The 20,453-nt window shown below is 58.0% G+C and carries 19 protein-coding genes; 1 reads left to right on the top strand and 18 read right to left on the bottom strand.

The genetic code is table 11. The annotated features are described in order from the left end of the window. Window positions 1–73 precede the first annotated feature (73 nt). From J7399_RS12550 to J7399_RS12500, 11 genes are all read right to left on the bottom strand, one after another. A complete protein-coding gene (locus J7399_RS12550) occupies window positions 74–838 on the bottom strand; it encodes a LuxR family transcriptional regulator (RefSeq protein WP_209078850.1) in 765 nt (254 codons plus the stop codon). Between the two features lie 310 nt (window positions 839–1,148). Continuing rightward, the gene (phoB, locus tag J7399_RS12545; RefSeq protein WP_209062710.1) at window positions 1,149–1,838 is read right to left on the bottom strand and encodes a phosphate regulon transcriptional regulator PhoB; all 690 of its coding nucleotides are present in this window, start codon (window positions 1,836–1,838) and stop codon (window positions 1,149–1,151) included. 23 nt (window positions 1,839–1,861) lie between these two features. Further along, window positions 1,862–2,557, bottom strand: coding sequence for a phosphate signaling complex protein PhoU (gene phoU, locus J7399_RS12540; RefSeq protein WP_209086641.1), 696 nt, complete (start codon window positions 2,555–2,557; stop codon window positions 1,862–1,864). A 12-nt stretch (window positions 2,558–2,569) separates the two neighbouring features. Beyond that, a complete protein-coding gene (gene pstB / locus J7399_RS12535) occupies window positions 2,570–3,367 on the bottom strand; it encodes a phosphate ABC transporter ATP-binding protein PstB (protein WP_209062706.1) in 798 nt (265 codons plus the stop codon). Window positions 3,368–3,384: 17 nt separating this feature from the next. After that, window positions 3,385–4,740, bottom strand: coding sequence for a phosphate ABC transporter permease PstA (pstA, locus tag J7399_RS12530; protein ID WP_209086639.1), 1,356 nt, complete (start codon window positions 4,738–4,740; stop codon window positions 3,385–3,387). After that, window positions 4,737–6,209, bottom strand: a complete 1,473-nt coding sequence (pstC, locus tag J7399_RS12525) for a phosphate ABC transporter permease subunit PstC (protein WP_209086636.1) — start codon at window positions 6,207–6,209, stop codon at window positions 4,737–4,739. Before pstC ends, pstA begins: the two co-directional genes overlap by 4 nt. 89 nt (window positions 6,210–6,298) lie before the next feature. Then, window positions 6,299–7,336, bottom strand: coding sequence for a substrate-binding domain-containing protein (locus tag J7399_RS12520; protein ID WP_209062699.1), 1,038 nt, complete (start codon window positions 7,334–7,336; stop codon window positions 6,299–6,301). A 153-nt stretch (window positions 7,337–7,489) separates the two neighbouring features. Beyond that, a complete protein-coding gene (locus J7399_RS12515; protein WP_209062697.1) occupies window positions 7,490–8,578 on the bottom strand; it encodes an ATP-binding protein in 1,089 nt (362 codons plus the stop codon). 132 nt (window positions 8,579–8,710) lie between these two features. Next, window positions 8,711–9,232 carry a gamma carbonic anhydrase family protein gene (locus J7399_RS12510; protein ID WP_209086635.1) on the bottom strand — a complete coding sequence of 174 codons (522 nt, stop codon included), beginning with the start codon at window positions 9,230–9,232 and terminating at the stop codon, window positions 8,711–8,713. Next, entirely contained in the window at window positions 9,232–9,873 is a 642-nt protein-coding gene (gene gmk / locus J7399_RS12505; RefSeq protein WP_209086633.1) for a guanylate kinase, read from the bottom strand. The genes J7399_RS12510 and gmk overlap by 1 nt, the downstream gene beginning before the upstream one ends. Window positions 9,874–9,877: 4 nt before the next feature. Continuing rightward, a complete protein-coding gene (locus J7399_RS12500; RefSeq protein ID WP_247742875.1) occupies window positions 9,878–10,768 on the bottom strand; it encodes a YicC/YloC family endoribonuclease in 891 nt (296 codons plus the stop codon). Between the two features lie 235 nt (window positions 10,769–11,003). Here J7399_RS12500 and J7399_RS12495 point away from each other — a divergent pair, with 235 nt between their 5' ends. Next, window positions 11,004–11,702 carry a PAS domain-containing protein gene (locus J7399_RS12495; protein WP_209086631.1) on the top strand — a complete coding sequence of 233 codons (699 nt, stop codon included), beginning with the start codon at window positions 11,004–11,006 and terminating at the stop codon, window positions 11,700–11,702. Window positions 11,703–11,849: 147 nt separating this feature from the next. On the opposite strand, the gene J7399_RS12490 is transcribed toward J7399_RS12495, so the two are convergent. From J7399_RS12490 to J7399_RS12460, 7 genes are all read right to left on the bottom strand, one after another. Next, entirely contained in the window at window positions 11,850–12,569 is a 720-nt protein-coding gene (locus J7399_RS12490; protein ID WP_209086628.1) for an alanyl-tRNA editing protein, read from the bottom strand. Further along, complete coding sequence (locus J7399_RS12485; protein ID WP_209086625.1) at window positions 12,566–15,025, bottom strand: DUF3772 domain-containing protein; 2,460 nt, start codon at window positions 15,023–15,025, stop codon at window positions 12,566–12,568. The genes J7399_RS12490 and J7399_RS12485 overlap by 4 nt, the downstream gene beginning before the upstream one ends. A 12-nt stretch (window positions 15,026–15,037) precedes the next feature. After that, on the bottom strand, window positions 15,038–16,075 hold the full coding sequence (locus tag J7399_RS12480; RefSeq protein WP_209086622.1) for a cysteine synthase A: 1,038 nt from the start codon (window positions 16,073–16,075) through the stop codon (window positions 15,038–15,040). A gap of 58 nt (window positions 16,076–16,133) precedes the next feature. Continuing rightward, entirely contained in the window at window positions 16,134–17,261 is a 1,128-nt protein-coding gene (locus J7399_RS12475) for an NUDIX domain-containing protein (RefSeq protein WP_209086619.1), read from the bottom strand. Window positions 17,262–17,264: 3 nt separating this feature from the next. Next, entirely contained in the window at window positions 17,265–17,699 is a 435-nt protein-coding gene (locus J7399_RS12470) for a TrgA family protein (protein ID WP_209062673.1), read from the bottom strand. Next, complete coding sequence (locus tag J7399_RS12465; RefSeq protein ID WP_209086616.1) at window positions 17,696–18,907, bottom strand: cyclopropane-fatty-acyl-phospholipid synthase family protein; 1,212 nt, start codon at window positions 18,905–18,907, stop codon at window positions 17,696–17,698. The genes J7399_RS12470 and J7399_RS12465 overlap by 4 nt, the downstream gene beginning before the upstream one ends. 65 nt (window positions 18,908–18,972) lie before the next feature. After that, window positions 18,973–20,400 carry a deoxyribodipyrimidine photo-lyase gene (locus tag J7399_RS12460; protein WP_209086613.1) on the bottom strand — a complete coding sequence of 476 codons (1,428 nt, stop codon included), beginning with the start codon at window positions 20,398–20,400 and terminating at the stop codon, window positions 18,973–18,975. Window positions 20,401–20,453: the final 53 nt, after the last annotated feature.

Here is a 20,453-nt window from a genome sequence, read left to right as displayed (position 1 = left end):
GAACAATTCGATAGTGCCAGTCTGACAATTAACCAACAAGTCAGGGATACCATACTAATGACCCTATCATGCGTCAGTTTTGTCCCTCTAGCAAGTAAATTTGACGCATAAATGACGCCTTTAGCAAAGCTTGCGCCGTTGTCTCTACATTCATGGCATCTCTGGCGAGTCGCAAATGCTTCTCAACTGTCGCGGGAGTGCGCTCGATCAACAGGGCAATATCCTGAATAGTTTTGCCGTCACCGACCCATTCCAAAACTTCTCTTTGGCGTTTTGTGAGTTCGCGTTCTGGGTTTTTATAGGGCAGGGACTGTATTTTAAGATGTACCACATTATTGATTAAAGAGATTTCCCGCCCCACAGATTTCCAGAGCTTATCGACCTCTTCCTGAGACATGTCTGTGCGTGCACCCAGTGAAATCGCACCTTTATGCCGTGACGAAACCGTTGGAAAACTAATAGTGTAGCCAGCGCTCAAACCGTAGCTTCTGTTGACCTCGTAAACGCGCATCTGTTTCTCGGTCAGATTGCCAGCCGCAAAGGCGTTCTGAATGATGCTCCAGCTTTGTGCGCCAGCATTGTCCAGCGACCATTTCATCATGGGGCCATCAAAATAGAGGCCTTCACCGATATATTTGTCGAGATAGTCGCGCTGGTGGTTGGACAGGATAAAGAAATCCTCCACATCACCCAGCGACATACCGCTGCGATAGTTGGTGTAGCCATAGATGATTTTGTCAAAACCATAGGTCGCCATTTTGGCGCAGTGCAATTCCCAGAGCGCTTCAAGGCTGGTCTGGTTCATCACCGTTTCAACATAATCCAAAGATTCGTCCATACGTGCATCCGTTTGGCAAGTAGACGAACAAGCGCCGGATCGGTTTACGGGCGCTCATTTCGGCAGAATTTCGAGTTTTCATCAGGACCGTTCATCCCCACGAACTAACCTTTAAGGTATAGTAAAGCCCAGTTATGTGTCCAGAGGTGGATTCATCATCATTGGTGTGTCAATAAGTAACATAATACCAATTATATGAAATACGGATCATGTAGCCAAACTTGATCTAACATCCGAACTTCTCTTGATTATCAGCGGCATACAAGGCGCGCCTCATCGCGCCCTGCCTGCCTTTTGATACTAAAGAAAGTCAGCCAAGCGCATAGCCTGCGCCGCGCACTGTTCTCAGCGGATCTTCTCCGCCATGCACACAGAGCGCTTTGCGCAGCCGCCCGATATGCACATCCACCGTGCGGCTATCGACGTAGATGTCCCGGCCCCAGACCCGATCCAGCAACTGCTCCCGGCTCCAAACCCGGCCCGGCTTCTCCATAAAGGTCGCGAGCAGCCGGAACTCGGTTGGCCCCAAACGCAACGCTTCGTCAGAGCGCGTCACGCGATGGGTTTCCGCGTCCAGAATGATATCCTCATAGGTCAGCGTCTGACCCACCGAGGATGGACGCACACGGCGCAGCTGGTTGCGCACCCGCGCCATCAGCTCCATCACGGAGTATGGTTTGACCACATAATCATCTGCGCCGGTTTCAAGGCCACGGACACGGTCCACTTCCTCAGAGCGCGCAGACAACATGATCACCGGAATGTCTTTGGTCTCCGCACGGGTTTTCAGGCGCCGACAGATTTCGATGCCAGATGTGCCCGGCAGCATCCAGTCGAGCACGATAATATCGGGCAGAACTTCCTGAACCATCAGCAGCGCCGTGTCGCCATCTGCGGCGGCCTCCACGTCAAAACCCTCTGCCTGAAGGTTGTAGCTCAGCACCTCGCGCTGCGCCGGCTCATCTTCTACAACGAGAACTGTGGGATGATCTTTTGCCATCTGCTTTGCCTCTCAAACCGCCGTCAGGCGTCCAGTCGGGTCGCCTTGGGGCGCGCTTCTTCTGGCATGGAGCCGGTCACCAGATAGATCACCTGCTCGGCAATCGCTGTCACATGGTCGCCCATGCGCTCAGTGTTTTTCGCCATGAAATGCAGGTGCATACAGGGCGTAATGTGGCGCGGATCTTCCATCATGAAGGTCAGGAATTCGCGGAACAGCGCATTGTACATCTGGTCGATGTTCTGATCGCGCTCCAGCACATCCTGGGCCAAAGCAACGTCGCGCTGGATAAAGGCATCCAGCACATCTTTGAGCATCAGCTGCACTTCCTGTGCCATGCGGCGCAGCGAGCTGTGCGCGCCTTCAACCTGCTCCATATGCACCAGAACCGCTGTGCGTTTGGCCATGTTTTTGGCATAGTCGCCAATGCGTTCCAGGTTGGCGGCGATCTTCATCACCGACAGCACAACCCGCAAATCCACGGCCGCTGGCGCGCGCAGCGCAATCAGGTTGGCGCATTGCTCGTTGATCAGATCTTCAAGCGCGTCCACTGCCTTGTCGCCTTTGCGCACTTCACCTGCGAGCTCTTCGTCGCGGTTCTGCATGGAGGCGGCCGCATCACCGATCGCCGCCTCAACAAGGCCGCCCATTTTCATCACATGCGCCTGAATACCCTCGAGGTCACGGTCAAAGGCAGAGGCAATATGTTGGTCGTTCATAATCCAGTCTCCTTAGCCGATCCGGCCAGTGATATAGCTTTCGGTGCGTTCATCTTTTGGGTTGGTGAAGATCTGCGAGGTCTCCCCAAATTCCACAAGATTGCCCAGGTGGAAGAACGCGGTTTTTTGGCTGACGCGCGCGGCCTGCTGCATGGAGTGCGTCACGATCACCACGGAATACTGGTGGCGCAGCTCGTCAATCAGCTCTTCCACCTGTGCGGTTGCAATCGGGTCAAGCGCAGAACATGGCTCGTCCATCAGCAGCACTTCTGGCTCGGTTGCCACAGCGCGTGCGATGCACAGACGCTGCTGCTGACCACCGGACAAACCGGTGCCCGGCGCGTGCAGACGGTCTTTCACCTCATCCCAAATCGCACCGCGGCGCAGGGATTTCTCAACGATATCATCGAGATCTGCCTTGTTCTTGGCGAGACCGTGGATGCGCGGGCCATAAGCGATGTTGTCATAGATCGACTTTGGGAACGGGTTCGGCTTCTGGAACACCATGCCGACCTTGGCGCGCAGCTGCACAGGATCGACGCGCTTGTCATAGATGTCTTCGCCATCAATAAGAATGTCGCCTTTCACGCGGCACACATCAATTGTGTCGTTCATCCGGTTGATACAACGCAGGAAAGTGGACTTGCCGCAACCGGACGGACCGATGAAGGCGGTCACAGCTTTGGCGTCGATATCGACGTTCACGTCTTTGATCGCATGGGTGTCGCCGTAATAGACCTGCACGTTACGGGCGGAGATTTTGGTTGAATTCTGGTCCACAGCGGCCCCCAGTTCAGCTTGATCGTACATGTGTTTCAATCCTTTGCTTACCAACGGCGCTCAAACCGGCGGCGCAGGATGACTGCGAGAGTGTTCATTGAGATGAGGAAGACCAACAGAATGATGATCCCGCCCCAAGCGCGTTCATAATAGGCCGGGTCAGCCCGTTTTGCCCATTCATAGATCTGCGCGGGCATCGCGGAATTCGGATCGAGCAGACCGCTGGCAATGCCGTCAGGCGCGTTCGAGGCAATGTATCCCACCATACCGATCAGCAGAAGAGGTGCGGTTTCCCCAAGCGCCTGCGCCAGACCAATGATGGTGCCGGTCAGGATGCCAGGTGCGGCCAGTGGCAGCACGTGATGGAAGACCGATTGCATCTTGGAGGCCCCTACCCCCAGCGCCGCATCACGGATGCTTGGCGGCACCGATTTCAGCGAGGCGCGGGTCGAGATGATGATGGTCGGCAAGGTCATCAGCGTCAGCACCAGACCACCCACCAACGGCGCGGATTGCGGCAGGTGCATGAACTGGATGAAGACCGCCAAACCAAGGATACCAAACACGATGGATGGCACCGCTGCGAGGTTGGAGATGTTCACCTCGATTAGATCTGTCAGGCGGTTCTTAGGCGCAAATTCCTCAAGATAGATCGAAGCGGCCACGCCCAATGGCAACGCCAGGAACAACACCACAAACATCATGAACAGCGATCCCAGCATGGAAACACCGATACCGGCTTGCTCTGCGCGGCTTTCAGATGCATCCGCGCCGAAGATGAAGGCCGGGTTGAATGTTTTTGCGAGAACGCCTGCGTCCTGAAGCCCATCCACGATGTCGAGGTGCTCTGCGTCGATGTTCTTGTCACGCGCCAGATGTTCACGCTTCACGCGGTCCTTCAGATAGCCGTCAACGCGGCTGGAGGCGAGGAACTTGAACTCGACGGTCTGGCCAATCAGCGCCGGATTGTCGATCACCGCCGCGCGCACCTGCCCAGCTGCAGAGGCCGAAATCAGCGCCTTCATGTCTTTGGACTTTTTCAGCGGTGTTTCAATGCCCGCATCCTCGACGGCTTTGAGAACAGCCTTTTGGATCAGAGGGTTATAGCCGAAGGTTGAAACCTTCTTGATGTCGTCGATGTTGCGGTTGCCCTTTTTGTCGAGCTTGGCTTCATCCAGAGAGACCGGCACCGTGATGAAGGTCTGCTGGAAAGCGCCAATACCGCTTGTCACGATGGAAAACAGCAGCACGATCAGAAACAGGATGCCTGTCGAAATCGCCGCGACACCATAGGCGCGGAAGCGTTTCTCGGCGGCATTGCGCTTCTTGGTGCGCGCGTCCACGGTCGTGAGCGAGCCGGACTGCGGCTTTGCGCCAGCGTTAGGAAGGCTTGCGTCGGTCATTCGTACTGCTCCCGATACTTACGGACGATATAGAGGGCAAAGACGTTCAGCCCCAAAGTCAGAACAAAAAGTGAGATACCAAGGGCGAAGGCTACCAGCGCCTCAGGGGAGGCAAAGTCGGAGTCCCCGGTCAGCTGAGAGACGATCTTGGCGGTCACTGTGGTCATGGCCTCAAACGGGTTGAGAGACAGCCGTGCAGCGGCCCCTGCCCCCATCACCACAATCATGGTCTCGCCAATCGCGCGGCTTGCGGCCAGAAGGATCGCACCAACGATGCCCGGCAACGCCGCTGGCAGGATCACCTGTTTGATGGTCTCAGACTGGGTTGCGCCCAGCCCGTAGGAGCCGTCACGCATCGCCTGCGGTACCGCGTTGATGATGTCATCAGACAGCGAGCTCACAAATGGGATCAGCATAATGCCCATGGCGATACCAGCGGTCATCACCGCGCGGCCACCGCTCATCCAGCCCGCGCCATCTTCGCCAAACACGGAAACAAGTAGCGGCCCGATGGTCAGCAGTGCGAAAAGACCGTAAACGATGGTCGGGATACCCGCGAGGATCTCCAGCAGCGGCTTCGCAATGCCGCGCACACGTGGTGTGGCGTACTCAGACAGATAGACCGCAGCGAACAGTCCAATCGGCACAGCCACCAAAAGCGCAATGATCGAAATATAGATCGTCCCCCACAGCAGCGGCAGGATGCCCAGCTTGGAGGCCCCGCCACGGCCGGAGAAGCTTGGTGCCCATTCCAGCAGCGTGAAGAAGTCCGCCGCCGGATAGAGACGGAAGAATTCGGCGGTGTTGAACACCAGCGAGAGAACGATGCCAATGGTGGTGAGGATCGCCACAGAGGCCGCCGCCATCAGCAGCGCCAGAACGCCCTGCTCCACCACATTGCGCGCTTTGTAGTCCTTGTCGGCCTGACGCACGGCAAAGCCCGCGGCACCCAGCGACACCAGAAGCACCAGTGCGGCCAAAATCAGGCTGCCGGTGTTGGTCATGGTGCGGTAGGCCTGCGCGGCCAGCAGGATTGGCTGGGTGATGGTGGAGGTCACAACCTGCCCCGCCTCTTTCAGGCTGGCGGTCAGCGCCTCAACATCGGCACCCGGATCATTGGACAGATCCTGAGAGATCACACCCGCGGCCACCGCGTTGTTCAGCCCATCCGCGGTGCGGCGTACCTCGGCCATCACGAGGCCAATGCTGGAGCCTTCTTTGATCTCGGTTTCAGGGATCATGCCGGAAATGCTGTTCTGGATGACAAGTGGCTGGGCAATCAGCCAAACAATCATCAACCCGAACGCGGGGGCCACGACTTTCATAAACACATTCCAGCCGTAGTAGTTCGGCAGGGAATGGAGATTTCGCGCGTCACCGCCAGCGCTGCTCAACGCGCGCTGTCTCCCAAAAATAAAGCCGACGATGGATATCGCCAGCACAATCACGCAGAGCCAAATTACAGGCATGGGTCCCCCAGTAGTCTCATTCCAAGACAAATTGGAAAAGAGGCGGCGACAGGCGCCGCCTCAGATGTTTCATCGACACTCAGGTCGGATTAGCTGTCGCCACCCATGGTTTTCTCAGCAGCAACTGCATCCTGAGTTTCAACCAGTGCTGGGTCGGACACGAGGCCGTACTCTGCCAGAGGGCCGTCGCCGCCTGCGATCTCATCGGAGATGAAGAACTCAGCATATTCTTTCAGGCCTGGGATCACGCCGATGTGCGCTTTCTTCACGTAGAAGAACAGCGGGCGGGATACAGGGTATTCACCGGTGGAGATGGTTTCGGTGGAAGGCTCAACGCCCGCCATTGTCGCCACTTTCAGCTTGTCGGTGTTGTTCTCATAGAACGCCAGGCCGAACACGCCGATGCCGTTTGCGTTGGCGTCGATGGATGCCAGAGTCTCGGTGTAGTCACCGTCAATGTCCACGGCGCGGCCGTCAGACATCACTTCCAGACATGCGTCTTCTGCATCGTCCTCAGACATGCCAGCCGCCATCATCGCTTCAAAAGCGCCAGTGGCTTCACAGCCCGCTGCAACAACTTTCTCTTCGAACACTTCACGGGTGCCGTGCTTGGTGCCTGGGATGAACGCCAGGATGTCTTCTGCTGGCAGGTCAGCGTTGAAGTCGGACCATTTCTTATGCGGGTTATCAACCAGCTTGCCGTCAACCATCACTTTTGGTGCCAGCGCGTTGAAGATGTCAGACTGCGTGAAAGCCACATACTCAGGGCCGTTCAGCTGGGAAGCAAACACGATGCCGTCATAACCGATGCGCACTTCGATGATGTCGGTCACACCGTTCTCGGCACAGGCTTTGATTTCTTTGTCGCGGATTTTGCGGGACGCGTTTGCAACGTCGGTGTGCTCGGTGCCAACACCCTGGCAGAAGCGCTTCAGACCTGCGGAAGACCCACCGGATTCAACAACCGGGGTTGGGAAGTCGAAGTTTTCGCCGAAAGCTTCTGCAACGATGGAAGCGTAAGGCAGAACCGTGGAGGAACCGGCGACCTGAACTTGGTCACGCGCGGCGGCAGAAGTGGCAGCAACGGCCGCGATGGCCAGAGCAGAGGCAGTCAGTTTGACAGACATTAATTTAACTCCATGTGTTGTGGACTGTGTCGTTGTCAGTCTCACGACGCGGTCTAATGCGCCTGTTCGAAGCTTTTGTGACGGCTATGTAACAGCTGTATGACAGTGGGCCAGAAAATATGTCTTTTGCGCAAAAAAGACGTTAGGTAAAAGTTAACGCAGCGGAAGCAACACCTTGAAAACACTACCTTTACCCACCACGCTGTCGATCTGCAGACGCCCCCGGTGACGGTTAATAATGTGTTTTACAATTGCGAGTCCAAGGCCGGTTCCGCCCATTTCCCGCGACCTATGAGAGTCGATCCGGTAAAAACGCTCCGTTAAACGTGCAATGTGCACAGAGTCGATTCCCGGACCGTCATCTTTGACCGCCAGCGCAAAGCCTGGCCCCATCACGCCATTGCTATTGCTGCGCTCTTTGAGGGTCACAGTCACCTGCGTGCCGTTCCCGCCGTATTTCAGCGCGTTCTCCACAAGGTTTGTGACAACCTGCAAAAGCTGATCCGCATCGCCTGCCACCACGGCCGGATCACGCTCCCGCTCATAGATCAGCGCGCAATCGTTGTCTTCTGCCATTGGCCCAAGATTTTGCAGCACAGAGCGGACCACCTGATCCAGATCCACCGGATCCGTGGGCCGCATCCGTGAAACCTCTTCCACACGGCTCAAAGACAGCAGATCCCCCACAAGGCGGTTCATCCGGCTTGCTTCTGCCGACATGATGCCAAGGAAACGGTCCTGCGCCTTGGGATCCGCCCGCGCAGGCCCTTGCAGCGTTTCCACAAACCCAAGGATTGCAGTCAGCGGCGTGCGCAGCTCGTGGCTCACATTGGCCACAAAGTCGCGGCGCATCTGATCGAGTTGCTGCATTTCGGTGACGTCCTGAAAGCAGATCAGCACACCTTTGAAGCTCTGCCCGCCCTGCGGCAGGCGCAAACCCCTTGGCCCGCTATCATCAGGTGTCAATGTCACGGGCGAGCAGGTCACATCATAACGGTGTTCCTGCGGACCTTCGCTGTGCAGATAGATCGCGCGCTGCGCTTCGCCTTCGCGCAGACAATCCTCAACCGCGGTGTTCAGGCTCGGCTGACGAAACACCAGGATCAGGGGACGATCCCCATCCGCATGCGGGTTCAGCTTTACTGCCGCTGCATTGCCGCCAATGATCCGCGCGCGGCTGTCCACCAGCACCGCTGGTAGGGGGATGGCCTCCAGATAAGACCTGTAAAACTCACGCTGCATGTCGACTCCCTGCCTCAAACACCGCGCCAATCCGGCATGGCGCACTTGCAAGGCACAAACCGCAGATTTGTAACAGAGATATGACAAATCCGGCCCGCAAAGCCAGCTTTGTCATATTTCACCGCAAGCGCTTCAGATTTCGCGCAGCCCCGATTTGTAGCGCAGGAAGTTCTCCTGATAGTGCAGAGCCGACAGCCGCAGCTTGGCAATCGCCGCCTCATCCAGCGTGCGCACCACCTTGCCGGGCGTGCCCATCACAAGGCTGCCATCCGGAATTTCTTTGCCTTCCGGGATCAACGCCCCTGCCCCGATCAGGCAGTTTTTGCCGATCTTGGCGCCATTCAGAACGATTGCGCCCATGCCGATCAGGCTGTTCTCTCCGACGGTGCAGCCATGCAGCATCACCTTATGGCCAATCGTACACCCCGCGCCGATCGAAAGCGGAAAGCCCATATCCGTATGCAGCACGCAGTTTTCCTGCACATTGGAGCCCGCGCCAACACGGATTTCTTCGTTGTCACCGCGCAGCGTGCTGCCAAACCAGACCGAGGCACCGGCCTCCAGCACCACATTGCCGATCAGATTGGCATCCGACGCGCACCAGCTGTTCTCGTCCTGTTGCGGCTGCACCCCATCCAGCTCGTAAATCGCCATCAGGACATCTCCTCAAACTGCATCTGCAACTGGCGCACATGGTCCTGCAGCTCCGGCTGCTGAATCCGGCGCATACGCTCTGCTTCCACGATGGTTTTCAAGCGCGCTTCAGTCTCATCCAGATCGTCGTTGACCAGCACATAGTCATAATAGCCCCAGTGGCTGATCTCATCCCAGCTCTTGAGCATACGTTTGGCGATCACATCCTCACTGTCCTGCGCGCGGGTTTCCAGACGGCGGCGCAGCTCAACAATGCTGGGAGGCAGGATAAAGATCGACAGCGCGTGTTTACCGAGATCCGAATTGCGGATCTGGATCTCGCCCTGCCAATCCACGTCAAACAGCACATCCTGACCGGAATCGATGGTCTCTTTCACAGGGCCCGCTGGCGAGCCGTAGAAATTCCCGAAGACGTGTGCGTGCTCCAGCATCTGGCCTTCCGCCACCTGCGCTTTGAACGCGTCTTCTTTCATGAAGAAGTATTCGCGCCCGTGCTCTTCGCCGGGGCGTGGCGCGCGTGTGGTGGCAGAAACCGAAAACTTCAGCCCCGGATCCCAGGCCATCAGGCGCTGCGCCAGCGTTGATTTCCCTGCGCCGGAGGGGCTCGACAAAATGATCAGAAGGCCGCGTCTGTTGCTCATAGTCTCATTCCACGTTTTGAACCTGTTCCCGCATCTGATCTATCACGGCTTTGAGGTCCAGCCCAATCCGCGTCAAATCCACCGATTGCGCCTTGGAGCAGAGCGTATTGGCCTCACGGTTGAATTCCTGCATCAGAAAATCGAGTTTACGGCCAATCGGGCTTCCGGTTTCGATCAACCCGCGCGCAGCCTCAACATGGGCGCGCAGCCGGTCCAGCTCTTCCATAACGTCGGATTTCACGGCCAGCATCGCCAGCTCTTGTGCCACCCGAGCTTCATCAGCTCCATCACTGTTCTCAAGAACCCGCGCCAGATTGCTGCGCAGGGTGTCCGCGCTTTCGGCCCGCCGCGCCTCTGCCGCTTCCGCCGCCTGCGCGGTCAGTGTTTCAATCTGGCTGAGCTGATCCATCAACACGGCCTGAAGCGCCTGCCCTTCCTGTTGGCGCATCGCCCTAAAGCTCTCAAGCAACGCAGGCACCTCCGCCATCAGCGCCTGCAACAGCGCTTTGGTGTCGGTCTCCTCAGATGTGGTTTCCAACACGCCCCGGATGCCCAGCAGATCGCTGGCCTTTGACGGTGCGAGCGTCACACCGGCCTCTGCCGCCTGTGCTTCAGCCGTCTTGATCGCACTTAGCACCGCAGCCAGCTGTCCGGCATTCACCGACAGCGCACCTTGCTCTTCTTCTTTCTGAACACGCAGCGACAGGTTCACGCTCCCGCGCGCTAGCGCCTTGGACAAAGCGCCGCGCACCGCTGGCTCCAGCCCCTCAATCCAGTCAGGCACCCGCAGACGCAGATCCAACCCCTTGGCATTCACACTACGCAGATCCCACGTCCAGCTGTGTCCCAGCGCGTCTCCCTTGTGAGACGCATATCCTGTCATTGACTCCAGCATCCGATCCTCCTGCCGCTAAGCTATTGCTGCACCTAAATCTATTCTGAGCTGAAGAGCAATGTTAACGCGCCGATGCGTTAACCAGTTTTGACTATTTTGGGCGCAAAACAAATAAAATGTGAGATAAGTGTTTTACGAGTTGTAAACGCTTTCCGTTCCGACAGATAATCAAGAAAGAACGAAAGCTTCTGCGTACGAGTAACGACTAACGCCATAGGTATTCGGGGAGAGAGTTGTGAGAATTTTTGGAGACGGAAAATCTGGTGCCGCCAAAGTGCACAGCATCGAGGTGATGCAGGAGGTGAAAGCCTACTGGGAAGGTCTCCGCGATGGTGACTCCATCCCATACCGCAGCGATGTTGATCCGCGCCGTATCCAGAAACTCCTGAAGCACGCTTTCATTCTGGAGCGCATTGCACCGGGTCTCGCCCGTCTGCGCGTCTCCTGCAACACCCTGTCTGATGTGATGGGCATGGACATGCGCGGCATGCCAATGTCTGCCCTGATCAACGGCGACTCCCGAGAAAGCTTTGGCGAAGTGCTGGAAAAAGTGTTCTCCGCACCAGCCGTAGGCCGTCTTGAGCTCACCTCCCGCCGCAGCTTTGGCCGCACCGGTCTGCAAGGCGAGATGATGCTCCTGCCACTGCGCAGCGACTCCGGTGAGGTGAACCGTATCCTTGGCGCAATCACCATAGATGGCGACGTTGGCCGCAGCCCGGAACGCTTTGATCTGGAAGGCAGCTTCCTGCGCCGCATCGAAGCCGCCAGCGAGAACAGCTCTGAACCGGTCGCGACAATCCTGCGTCCGCAGAAGATTTCCATGCCTCAGTTTGATCCTGCCGCGCAAAGCGCCAAAGCGCCCAAGGCACCTGTGCAGACAACTCTGGCCCCCACCAAACACGCCCACCTGCGGCTTGTGGTGACTGACAGTTAAGACCTCTGGAGATCCCTCCACTGGTCACGAAAAAGGCGAGGTCTATTTGGTCATGGCACCTCGCCTTTTTTCGTTTTTTACCGTGAATTCAAAGCGCTAAAGAACACAGATCGCGCACAGGCATAGCGCTTGAGCCGTTCTGCGAATTCACCCCTCAAGATGAAGATAAACGCGGCGGTTCTGACGCCCTTTTTTCTCGATCTTGCCGATCCGCACGCGCCCAATCTCAGCGGTACTCGCCACATGTGTGCCGCCGCAAGGCTGCAAATCCACCTGTTCCGTGTCAGAGCCGATCCGCACCAGCCGCACACGACCGGCGCCTTTTGGCGGCGCAACAGACATGGTCTTCACAAGCCCCGGATTGGCTTCCAGCTCCTCATCCGTGATCCAGGTCTCTGAAATCGCAAAGTCCTGAGAGATCAACGCGTTAAGAGCATCCGTTAAGGCCTCTTTGTCCTCCGGCGCCTCCGGCATATCAAAATCTAGCCGGCCTTTCTCGGTGCCAATCGACCCACCGGTCACCGGCAGCGGGATCACCACAGACAACAGATGCAGCGCCGTGTGCACACGCATGTGGCGGTGACGACGGGGCCAATCTAACACCTGCATCAGCTGCGCCCCTACGGGTGGCAGCTCCTCCGGTTCCGAAGGCACCAGCGCAATGCCGCCTTCCGGCACTTTGACAGCCGTGGCGATTTTCAGCGTCTTACCATCCCAGCGCAGCTCGCCGCTGTCGCCGGGTTGTCCGCCGCTGGTGGCGTAAAACAGCGTCTCATCCAGCAGGATGCCGCCTTCCGGCGTGTGTCCGATCACCTTTGCCGGTGCTTCCTTCAGATACGCATCTTTCAAAAACAACAAGTCCGTCATCGCCCCTCCCCGTCAGGCTCCCCCTCAGCGGTCCCGTCACCGCCCATATCCTCCGCGTCAGGCGGCGTCAGCTTGCTCTTGGCGGACACAACTGACGCTCTGGCCTCCGCATCCATCGGCTTCGGCCCGGTAGCAGGTGCAGCACGCAAAGCTTCCGGATTGCGCAGCCAGATATCGCGCTGCGCAAAAGGTATCTCGATGCCTTCCGCAACAAACCGCTCCGCAATCGCGTGGTTGAGATCGCTTTTTACGGTCAGCATCCAGTTCACATCCCGCAGAATAGCGCGGATTTCAAAGTCCAACGCATCCGCGCCAAAGCCCTGAAACACCACTGCCGGTCCCGGATTGGCCAGTACCATCGGATGGCCCTCTGCAATTTCCATCAGGATCTTCTCAACCCGCCGCGTATCGGTGCCATAGGCCACGCCCACCGGCACAATCACACGCCCAACCGTGTTGCCGCGCGTGTAGTTGGTCACCGTGCCAGAGATCAGATCAGAGTTCGGCACCACCACATCTGTGCGGTCAAAGGTCTCAATCCGTGTGGAGCGCACCGAAATATCGCGCACATAGCCCATCTGGCCGCCGACCTCGATCCAGTCGCCCTCGCTCACCGGGCGCTCGATCAGAAGGATGATACCGCTCACAAAGTTGGACACGATGGTTTGCAGACCAAAGCCGATCCCAACAGACAGCGCCCCGGCAAACAGAGCCACATTGCTCAGGTTGATGCCAGCAATCGACAGGGCCACCAGAATGGCGATGAAATTACCAATGTAGCCAGCACCGGACACAATCGCCGTCTGCCCGCCCACATCCACGCGCGTCTTGGGCAGGATGTTGTCGCGCAGAAAGCTCTGCATCAAACGTGTGATGCCGTGACCGATCACAAACACCACAATCAGGATCAGGATCACCCGCGGTGACAGGGTCAACCCGCTGAAACTCAGCCCGTTGTTCCACTGAGTCCACAGCTCCTGCAAATCCGCAGTGCGCACGCCCCAGGTGAGGGCCAGTATCGGCAGCGCGGCAATCACCATGGCGATGCCCGTGATCACCGCCGCCAGTGAGCTTTCATCGTCATCACGCCCTTCGAGCGCGGCGTAGACCTTCTGGATCACCCGTTGGGAAACCAGCAAGAAACCCACCAACAACATGGTCTTGGCGGTGGAGAAAATCAGGAAACTGCCGCCGCGCACCAGACCAGCCAGCGACACCGCAATCCCGACAACCGCAGCGCCCATGGCAAAAACCGCCAAAATACGCAGCATCTGCTCAAGCGCAGACCGGCTCAGCGAGGTTTCATCGGTCAGGCTTTGGGCGTGTTTCTTGCCCAGCAAAGCGATCTGCACCAAGCAGACAGCCGCCAGAACGCACAACACAAAGAACACCACCGACTCTGTACCGCGATCCCAGCTTTCAAAGCGGGACATTTCGCCGGTCAGCGTCGCCAAAGCCAGCAACGCACCCAGCACCGTGGCAGCAAGACGTCCGCGGCGTTTGTCCTTCTCCGTCAGATTTACCGGCATCAGAGGACGCTCATGACGTGAGAAAAAGCGTTCTCCCAGCCATTTAGCCACCAACAGCTCAAAAGTCATCTGTGGCAGCAGAGACAGGATCACCCCGCCGCGCAGCCCCGCCAGATCAGTGGCATAGACCGCTTCTGCCAAAGCCACCGCGCCCAGCATCGGCAACAGCACTTGGCCAAAGGACAGCAAAAAGACCGAGATCCAGCGCAGTGCCGACATATGCTCGCTTTGGGAGACAATCCGGCTCAGGGCGGCATCGGTCCAGCGCATACCGCGCGTCACCAGCAAGGCGCCAATCGCCAGATAGAACAGCATCAGCGGCAATGACTTGCGCAGTTCATGGCGCAGGCGCTGCTGTTTCCAGTTGCCCTCAAACTCCAGCGTCAGCAGGCGGATGGTTTTGCCCACTTCAACAAAAGCTGCAGGCCACAGTGAGGGGATCAACGGGATCGGTCCCGGCTCCAGAAGCAAATCTGTCTGCCGGTCGCGCAGCAAAGCATCAATCGCGCGGATCAGCTCATTGGCCTCCGCTTGGGCGAGCTCTGCCTGCCGGATGGGCGCCTGCGCTTCAGAAAGTTGGGTTTCCAATCGCTGCCGCTCAGCCGCCACATCTGCGGCCTCACCGCCCTCGGGCACCGGCCCCAAACGGTTGAGCTGCGCCTCCAAGGTCTGAGAAGACACGCTGCTGCGTGAACTGTCGGCGGCAAACTGTCGGCGCCAGTCCACCAACTGTTTGCGCAGCTCGGTCATCGCGCCTTCAGAGGCGCGATTGTTTTCAATGGCCAATTCGGCACGGGCTGCGACGGAGCGCCAATCCTCGTAATTTGGCCCGGCATCCAGCCCGCTGGCGCCTTGCGCCCAGACCGCCGTCATCCAGACAACCAAACACAGGGTTGCCGCTAGCAGGGTCCGGGCGAGAGCGCGCATCGTCAGTTGCCCTTAGACGTCTTCAAACACGCCCGGAATGCTGGATGGGCCTTTGTTGCCCAGCCATTCCGGGGTCGGCAGGCCTTTTTCCTTCAGGAACGCCGGGTTGAAGAGTTTGGACTGATAGCGTGTGCCATAGTCACAAAGGATGGTCACAATGGTGTGGCCCGGGCCCATCTCTTTCGCCATGCGCACCGCGCCCGCGATGTTCACACCGGAAGAGCCGCCAAGGCACAGGCCTTCGTCCTGCAACAGATCAAAGACATAAGGCAGCGCCTCTTCATCAGAAATCTGATAGCTCATGTCCGGGGTAAAGCCCTCAAGGTTGGCGGTGATCCGGCCCTGACCGATGCCTTCGGTGATCGAGCCACCTTCGGATTTCAGCTCACCTGTGGTGTAGAAGCTGTGCAGCGCCGCGCCCATGGGATCGGCCAGACCGATTTTCACGCCTTTGCCCTGAATGGCTTCGGCCACACCGGCCAATGTGCCGCCAGAGCCAACCGCACAGATAAAGCCGTCCACTTTGCCGCCGGTCTGTTCCCAAACTTCAGGGCCGGTGGTTTCCACGTGGGCACGCCGGTTGGCAACGTTGTCAAACTGGTTCGCCCAGATCGCGCCGTTTGGCTCGGTCTTGGCCAGCTCTGCGGCCAGACGGCCAGAGTAGCGCACATAGTTGTTGGGGTTGCGGTAAGGCGCAGCAGGCACCTGCACCAGCTCCGCACCCGCAAGGCGCAGCATATCTTTCTTTTCCTGAGATTGCGTCTCAGGGATCACAATCACGGTCTTGAACCCCATGGAGGCGCCCACCAGTGCAAGACCGATGCCGGTGTTGCCCGCGGTGCCTTCGACAATTGTGCCGCCGGGCTTCAGCGCGCCACTTTCAAGCGCATCTTTGATGATGTAGAGCGCCGCACGGTCTTTCACCGATTGGCCAGGGTTCATGAATTCCGCCTTGCCGTAAATCTCACAGCCGGTCGCCTCGCTCACTTTGTTGAGACGGATCAAAGGGGTGTTGCCGATCGCTTGGGCAAGATCACGGGCAATATGCATGTTGCGCGGTCCTTTTATGGATGTTTGAAAACCTGTGTAGGCAAGGGCGCGCCGGAACTCAAGCGGTCCTGCGCAGACGATCACGATGGCGTGCCAACCACAGCGCCGCCAGCACCAGCGGCGCATTCACCGCCTGCATCTGATCCACCATCTCCATCAGCCGGTCATAGCTGAACAGATAAGAGCGGATATCCTCTGCCTCCTGATCGAGACCAGAGACGCCGATCACGTCATCCGGCAGATCCGTGAGGCCGACAAATATGTTGTAAAATTCAGTCGTACAGCCCGGCGAGGCATAGCAATTGGCCACCTCATGCAGCGCGCCCAGCGTCAGCCCGGCTTCTTCTTCCGCCTCCCGACGCGCGGTGTTCTCCGCTGTTTCTCCTGCATCAATGCGCCCGGCAATCGGCTCCAGCTGCCAAGGCAGCGCATCGCCACGCGCATAAGGGCCGGGACGGAATTGCTCGATCAGCATCACGCGATCACGCACCGGATCATAAGGCAGCACGATCACCGCATCGGTCGCCACAAATACCGCACGTTCCACCATCTCGCTCTGCGCACCGTCATAGCGGCGAAAGCTCAGGGTAAGCTCATCCAGCGTGAAATACTTCGCATAGGGGCGGTTCAACGTCACATCGCTGACGTCATCACGGGTCATGCCGCTTGGGCTGACGGCGAGATTGCGCGATTGCGCCTGTGCCTTGGATGTCGCCCGTGCACGGATCATCGGCAGCATCCGGTCCACGTCCTCGCGGCTGCGCGTGCCGAAATAGCTCATCTCCTCGATGGCACCAAACACCGCTGCCGCGCCATATCTTTCCTGCCACGCGCTGAGAGACCAAGGCCCATCCGGCACCCAACCCCCGTCTTCGCTCTTGAACACTTCCGTGGTCTGGGCCGTGCCCTCGAGATCCACAGTGACCGGCTCAAGATCATAATCAAAGCCGCCCTCATAGAACTCCAAGCGCGCCACATCCGCCTCGGTGAGTGCGCCAATCCAAAGCCCCTCGGCAACCTCGCCCGGCGCGTCCTTGATGATAGGGAAATCCTGCCCCTGCACCGCATGAACCGCGTGATCCTTCAGGCGTGCGGGCGCCAGCTTCAGGGCTTCGGCGGTTTTCCCAAGCACAGCCTCAAGCAAAGGCACGTGTCGCAACGTGCCATACACAAACAGATTTTTCATAAATCAACCCCAGCGGCGATAAGCAAAGTTGGTGACATATCCGCTGATCACAATGCCAACCGCAAGGGTGATATAGACCGGCGTCGCTGCGAGATATTGCCCATATTTCAACGCGATGGTCACAATCATCTCAAGCGCCTCAACCGGTTCATCAAACCGTCGGCGCATGGCAAGCCTGAGCATCTCGATGGTGCCAAACACAGCCAATCCCCAGAACACCAATGACACGACACCCAGCATACCCAAACCGATAGAACCGCTGCGCCCGGCGCGCGGCCCCATAATGCGCCAGCCAACACAAAGCCCCACAGCTGCGGAGATCAGCGTCATGTAGCCAGGGTTTGAGCCTTCCGGCATTTGTGGCTTGGCAAATTCCGCCACAAACCCGCCGACCACGGCGAGTGAGATGGCAGCAATCAGTTTGTTGGATGAGATCATGCGCCCGGTTTGGATATTGTGATTTGCGTTACGTCACAACTTCCACTGTGAAACGCCGCGGCACAAGAGGTTAGGTAAAAATTCCACATGCGGCGGAACCTTTCATCAAACCCCATGGGCTGAATGCGCTCCCATTGCGCATTAAACGTCTCATACCAGCGCCGCAGGGTCTGGCTGTAGCTCTCGCCAAATTCAATCGACCCGGTGAACAGCAGACCCGCCTTCTTGACCTCATCCTTAAGCGCGGTCGGGCTCGGCAACATGCCACCCGGAAAGATGTATTTCTGAATAAAATCAACACCCTTCCGATACTCTTCAAAGCGGCTTTCGGTGATCGTGATGATCTGCAGCGTTGCCTTGGCACCGGGCTTCAGACGATCCCGGACGGTCTGGAAATAGACCGGCCAGTATTTCTCACCCACCGCCTCAAACATCTCGATGCTGGCAATCCCGTCGTAATGCGCGGTCTCATCGCGATAATCCTGAAGCTTGAACTCCACAAGATCAGAAAGACCAGCCTTTTCAATGCGATCCTGCGCGTACTTGAGTTGCTCTTCTGAGATGGTCAGCCCTGTCACACGCAGCCCCCGCTCCTTGGCGGCATATTCCGCAAAGCCACCCCAGCCACAGCCGATTTCCAGCACATGATCGCCGGGCTTCACGCCCATCTGATCCACCATCGAGGCATATTTGGCGGTTTGCGCCGCCTCCATGCTCTCTTGGCCGGTTTTGAACAGGGCCGAGCTGTAGGTCATCGTGTCATCCAGCCACAGACCGTAAAATTCATTCCCCAAATCATAGTGATAGCTGATGTTCTTCTTGGCCTGCGTCTTGGAATTGTTGTTCATCCAGTGGCGCATACGCTCATAAGCGCGCACAAAGAACATCCCCGGAAAGCCGTCGTACAGCGCGTCATTGTCCGCACGCAGAAAATCAAAAAACGCCTGCAAGTCCGGTGTGCTCCACCAGCCTTCCAGATAGGCCTCAGAGAACCCAAGCTCGCCTTCGCGCATCAAGCGGCCAAATGTATCGCCATTGTGCACATGCATCTCACAGACCGGACCGGGCTTTGGACCTTCGGCTCGAAACACACGGCCATCCTCCATCACAAAATCAATCCGCCCGTGATTGATCTTTTGGGCTGTCGCAAAAACAGCGGAAAAATAGCGCGGCAAGTTGGTCTCACCTTGTGTTGAAGTCAGGAACATCTTTCTCCCTCCTCTTAGCGTGGTCTGAATCCTAGGCGCAGAAACCGCCTAGCGGCAAGAAATTATTAAGCTTTGAAAGCCTCATAGGCGGCCAAGGCCCGTGCGCGCCCTTCCGGCAGGCTGACAATCGGCTGCATCTGCGGGCGGTCAAAACCGGCCTGCCAACTGAGCGGCATCGCCTCAAAAAACAGCTGCGCAGTCGCGCTGCCAGCCCCCGCCTCATGCGCCAGCCAGCGGCGGCGATAACGCTGATCGGGGTCAAACTTGTCGGCCTGCGTGTCCGGATTGAAGATCCGAAAATAGGGTGCCGCATCCGGCCCGCAGCCAGCCACCCACTGCCAGCCCATGGCGTTGGAGGCCGGATCCCAATCCACCAGACAATCTTCAAACCATTTCAGGCCCAGCTTCCAGTGAATGCGCAGATGTTTGGTCAGATAGCTGGCCACGATCATCCGCGCGCGGTTGTGCATCTTGCCAGTGATGTAGAGCTCGCGCATCGCGGCATCCACCACGGCCACCCCCGTGCGCCCCTGACACCAGGCCTCAAAATGCGGATGCTCCGGATCTTCGATCCAGTCAAACTGATCCCAACCTTCGCGCCAATTGGCCTCCGGCAACTGCGGAAAATGCCACAGTAAATGCCAGGCAAACTCACGCCAGACCACCTCTTTGAGGAAATGCTCCGCGCCCGCCGCACCACTCTGACGCGCGCGCTGGCCACCGTGCCACATCTGCGCCGGGCTGATCTCCCCAAATGTCAGCGCATCAGATAGCTCAGAGGTCGCCGCCTGATCCAATCGGTCCCGTGCCTCTTTGTAGTCAGCGATTTTTTCATCCAGAAATCGCGAAAGAGTTTGCTGAGCCGCAGCTTCCCCGGCACTCACAAACTGCGTCACCACAGCGCCGCCACGACGCATGTCAGCCGAAAGACCCCAGTCTTCCAGATCGTCGCTATCCGGCCAAACCTGCGGCGCTGTCAGCTTTGGCGCAGCAAGCGGTGCCTCTACAACCCGCCCCCGCACAGCCTTCCAGAACGGCGTATAGACCCGATAGGGCATGCCCTGCCCGGTCTCCACCGTCCAAGGCTCAAACAGCAGCGTGCCTGCAAAGCTTTGCGCATCAAGCCCCGCGGCCTTTAAGGTCGCTTTGACATCGGTGTCCCTCGCCACCCAATCCGGCGCATAGGCGCGGCTCCAATGCACCGCATCCGCGCCGGTCTCCTCTGCGATCTCTCGGAGTATGTCTGCCGGCGCGCCACGGCGCAGGATCAGCCGCATTCCGTGCGCGTCCAGATCCTGCGCCAGCGCCCTTAACGACATCTCAAGCCGCAGCTTTGACGCTGCCCCCAGTCGCTTGACCGCGTCGTCATATACAAAGACAGGCACCACATTGCCGCGTGCGGCCGAAGCCGCAAGGCCAGGGTTGTCGCACAGCCGCAAATCGCGCCGGAACCAAAAGAGAGTGGTGGCTTTGGAGTTTTGGTTCTGGGCCAAATCTGGTTGTCCTATCCCGTATGCTTCTGAGTTTACGGGATTTTAAAGAGAGT

The organism is Shimia sp. R9_1 (assembly GCF_017743775.1).
Classification (GTDB): Bacteria; Pseudomonadota; Alphaproteobacteria; order Rhodobacterales; family Rhodobacteraceae; genus Shimia.
This window is presented reverse-complemented; position numbering and strand designations above follow the sequence as displayed.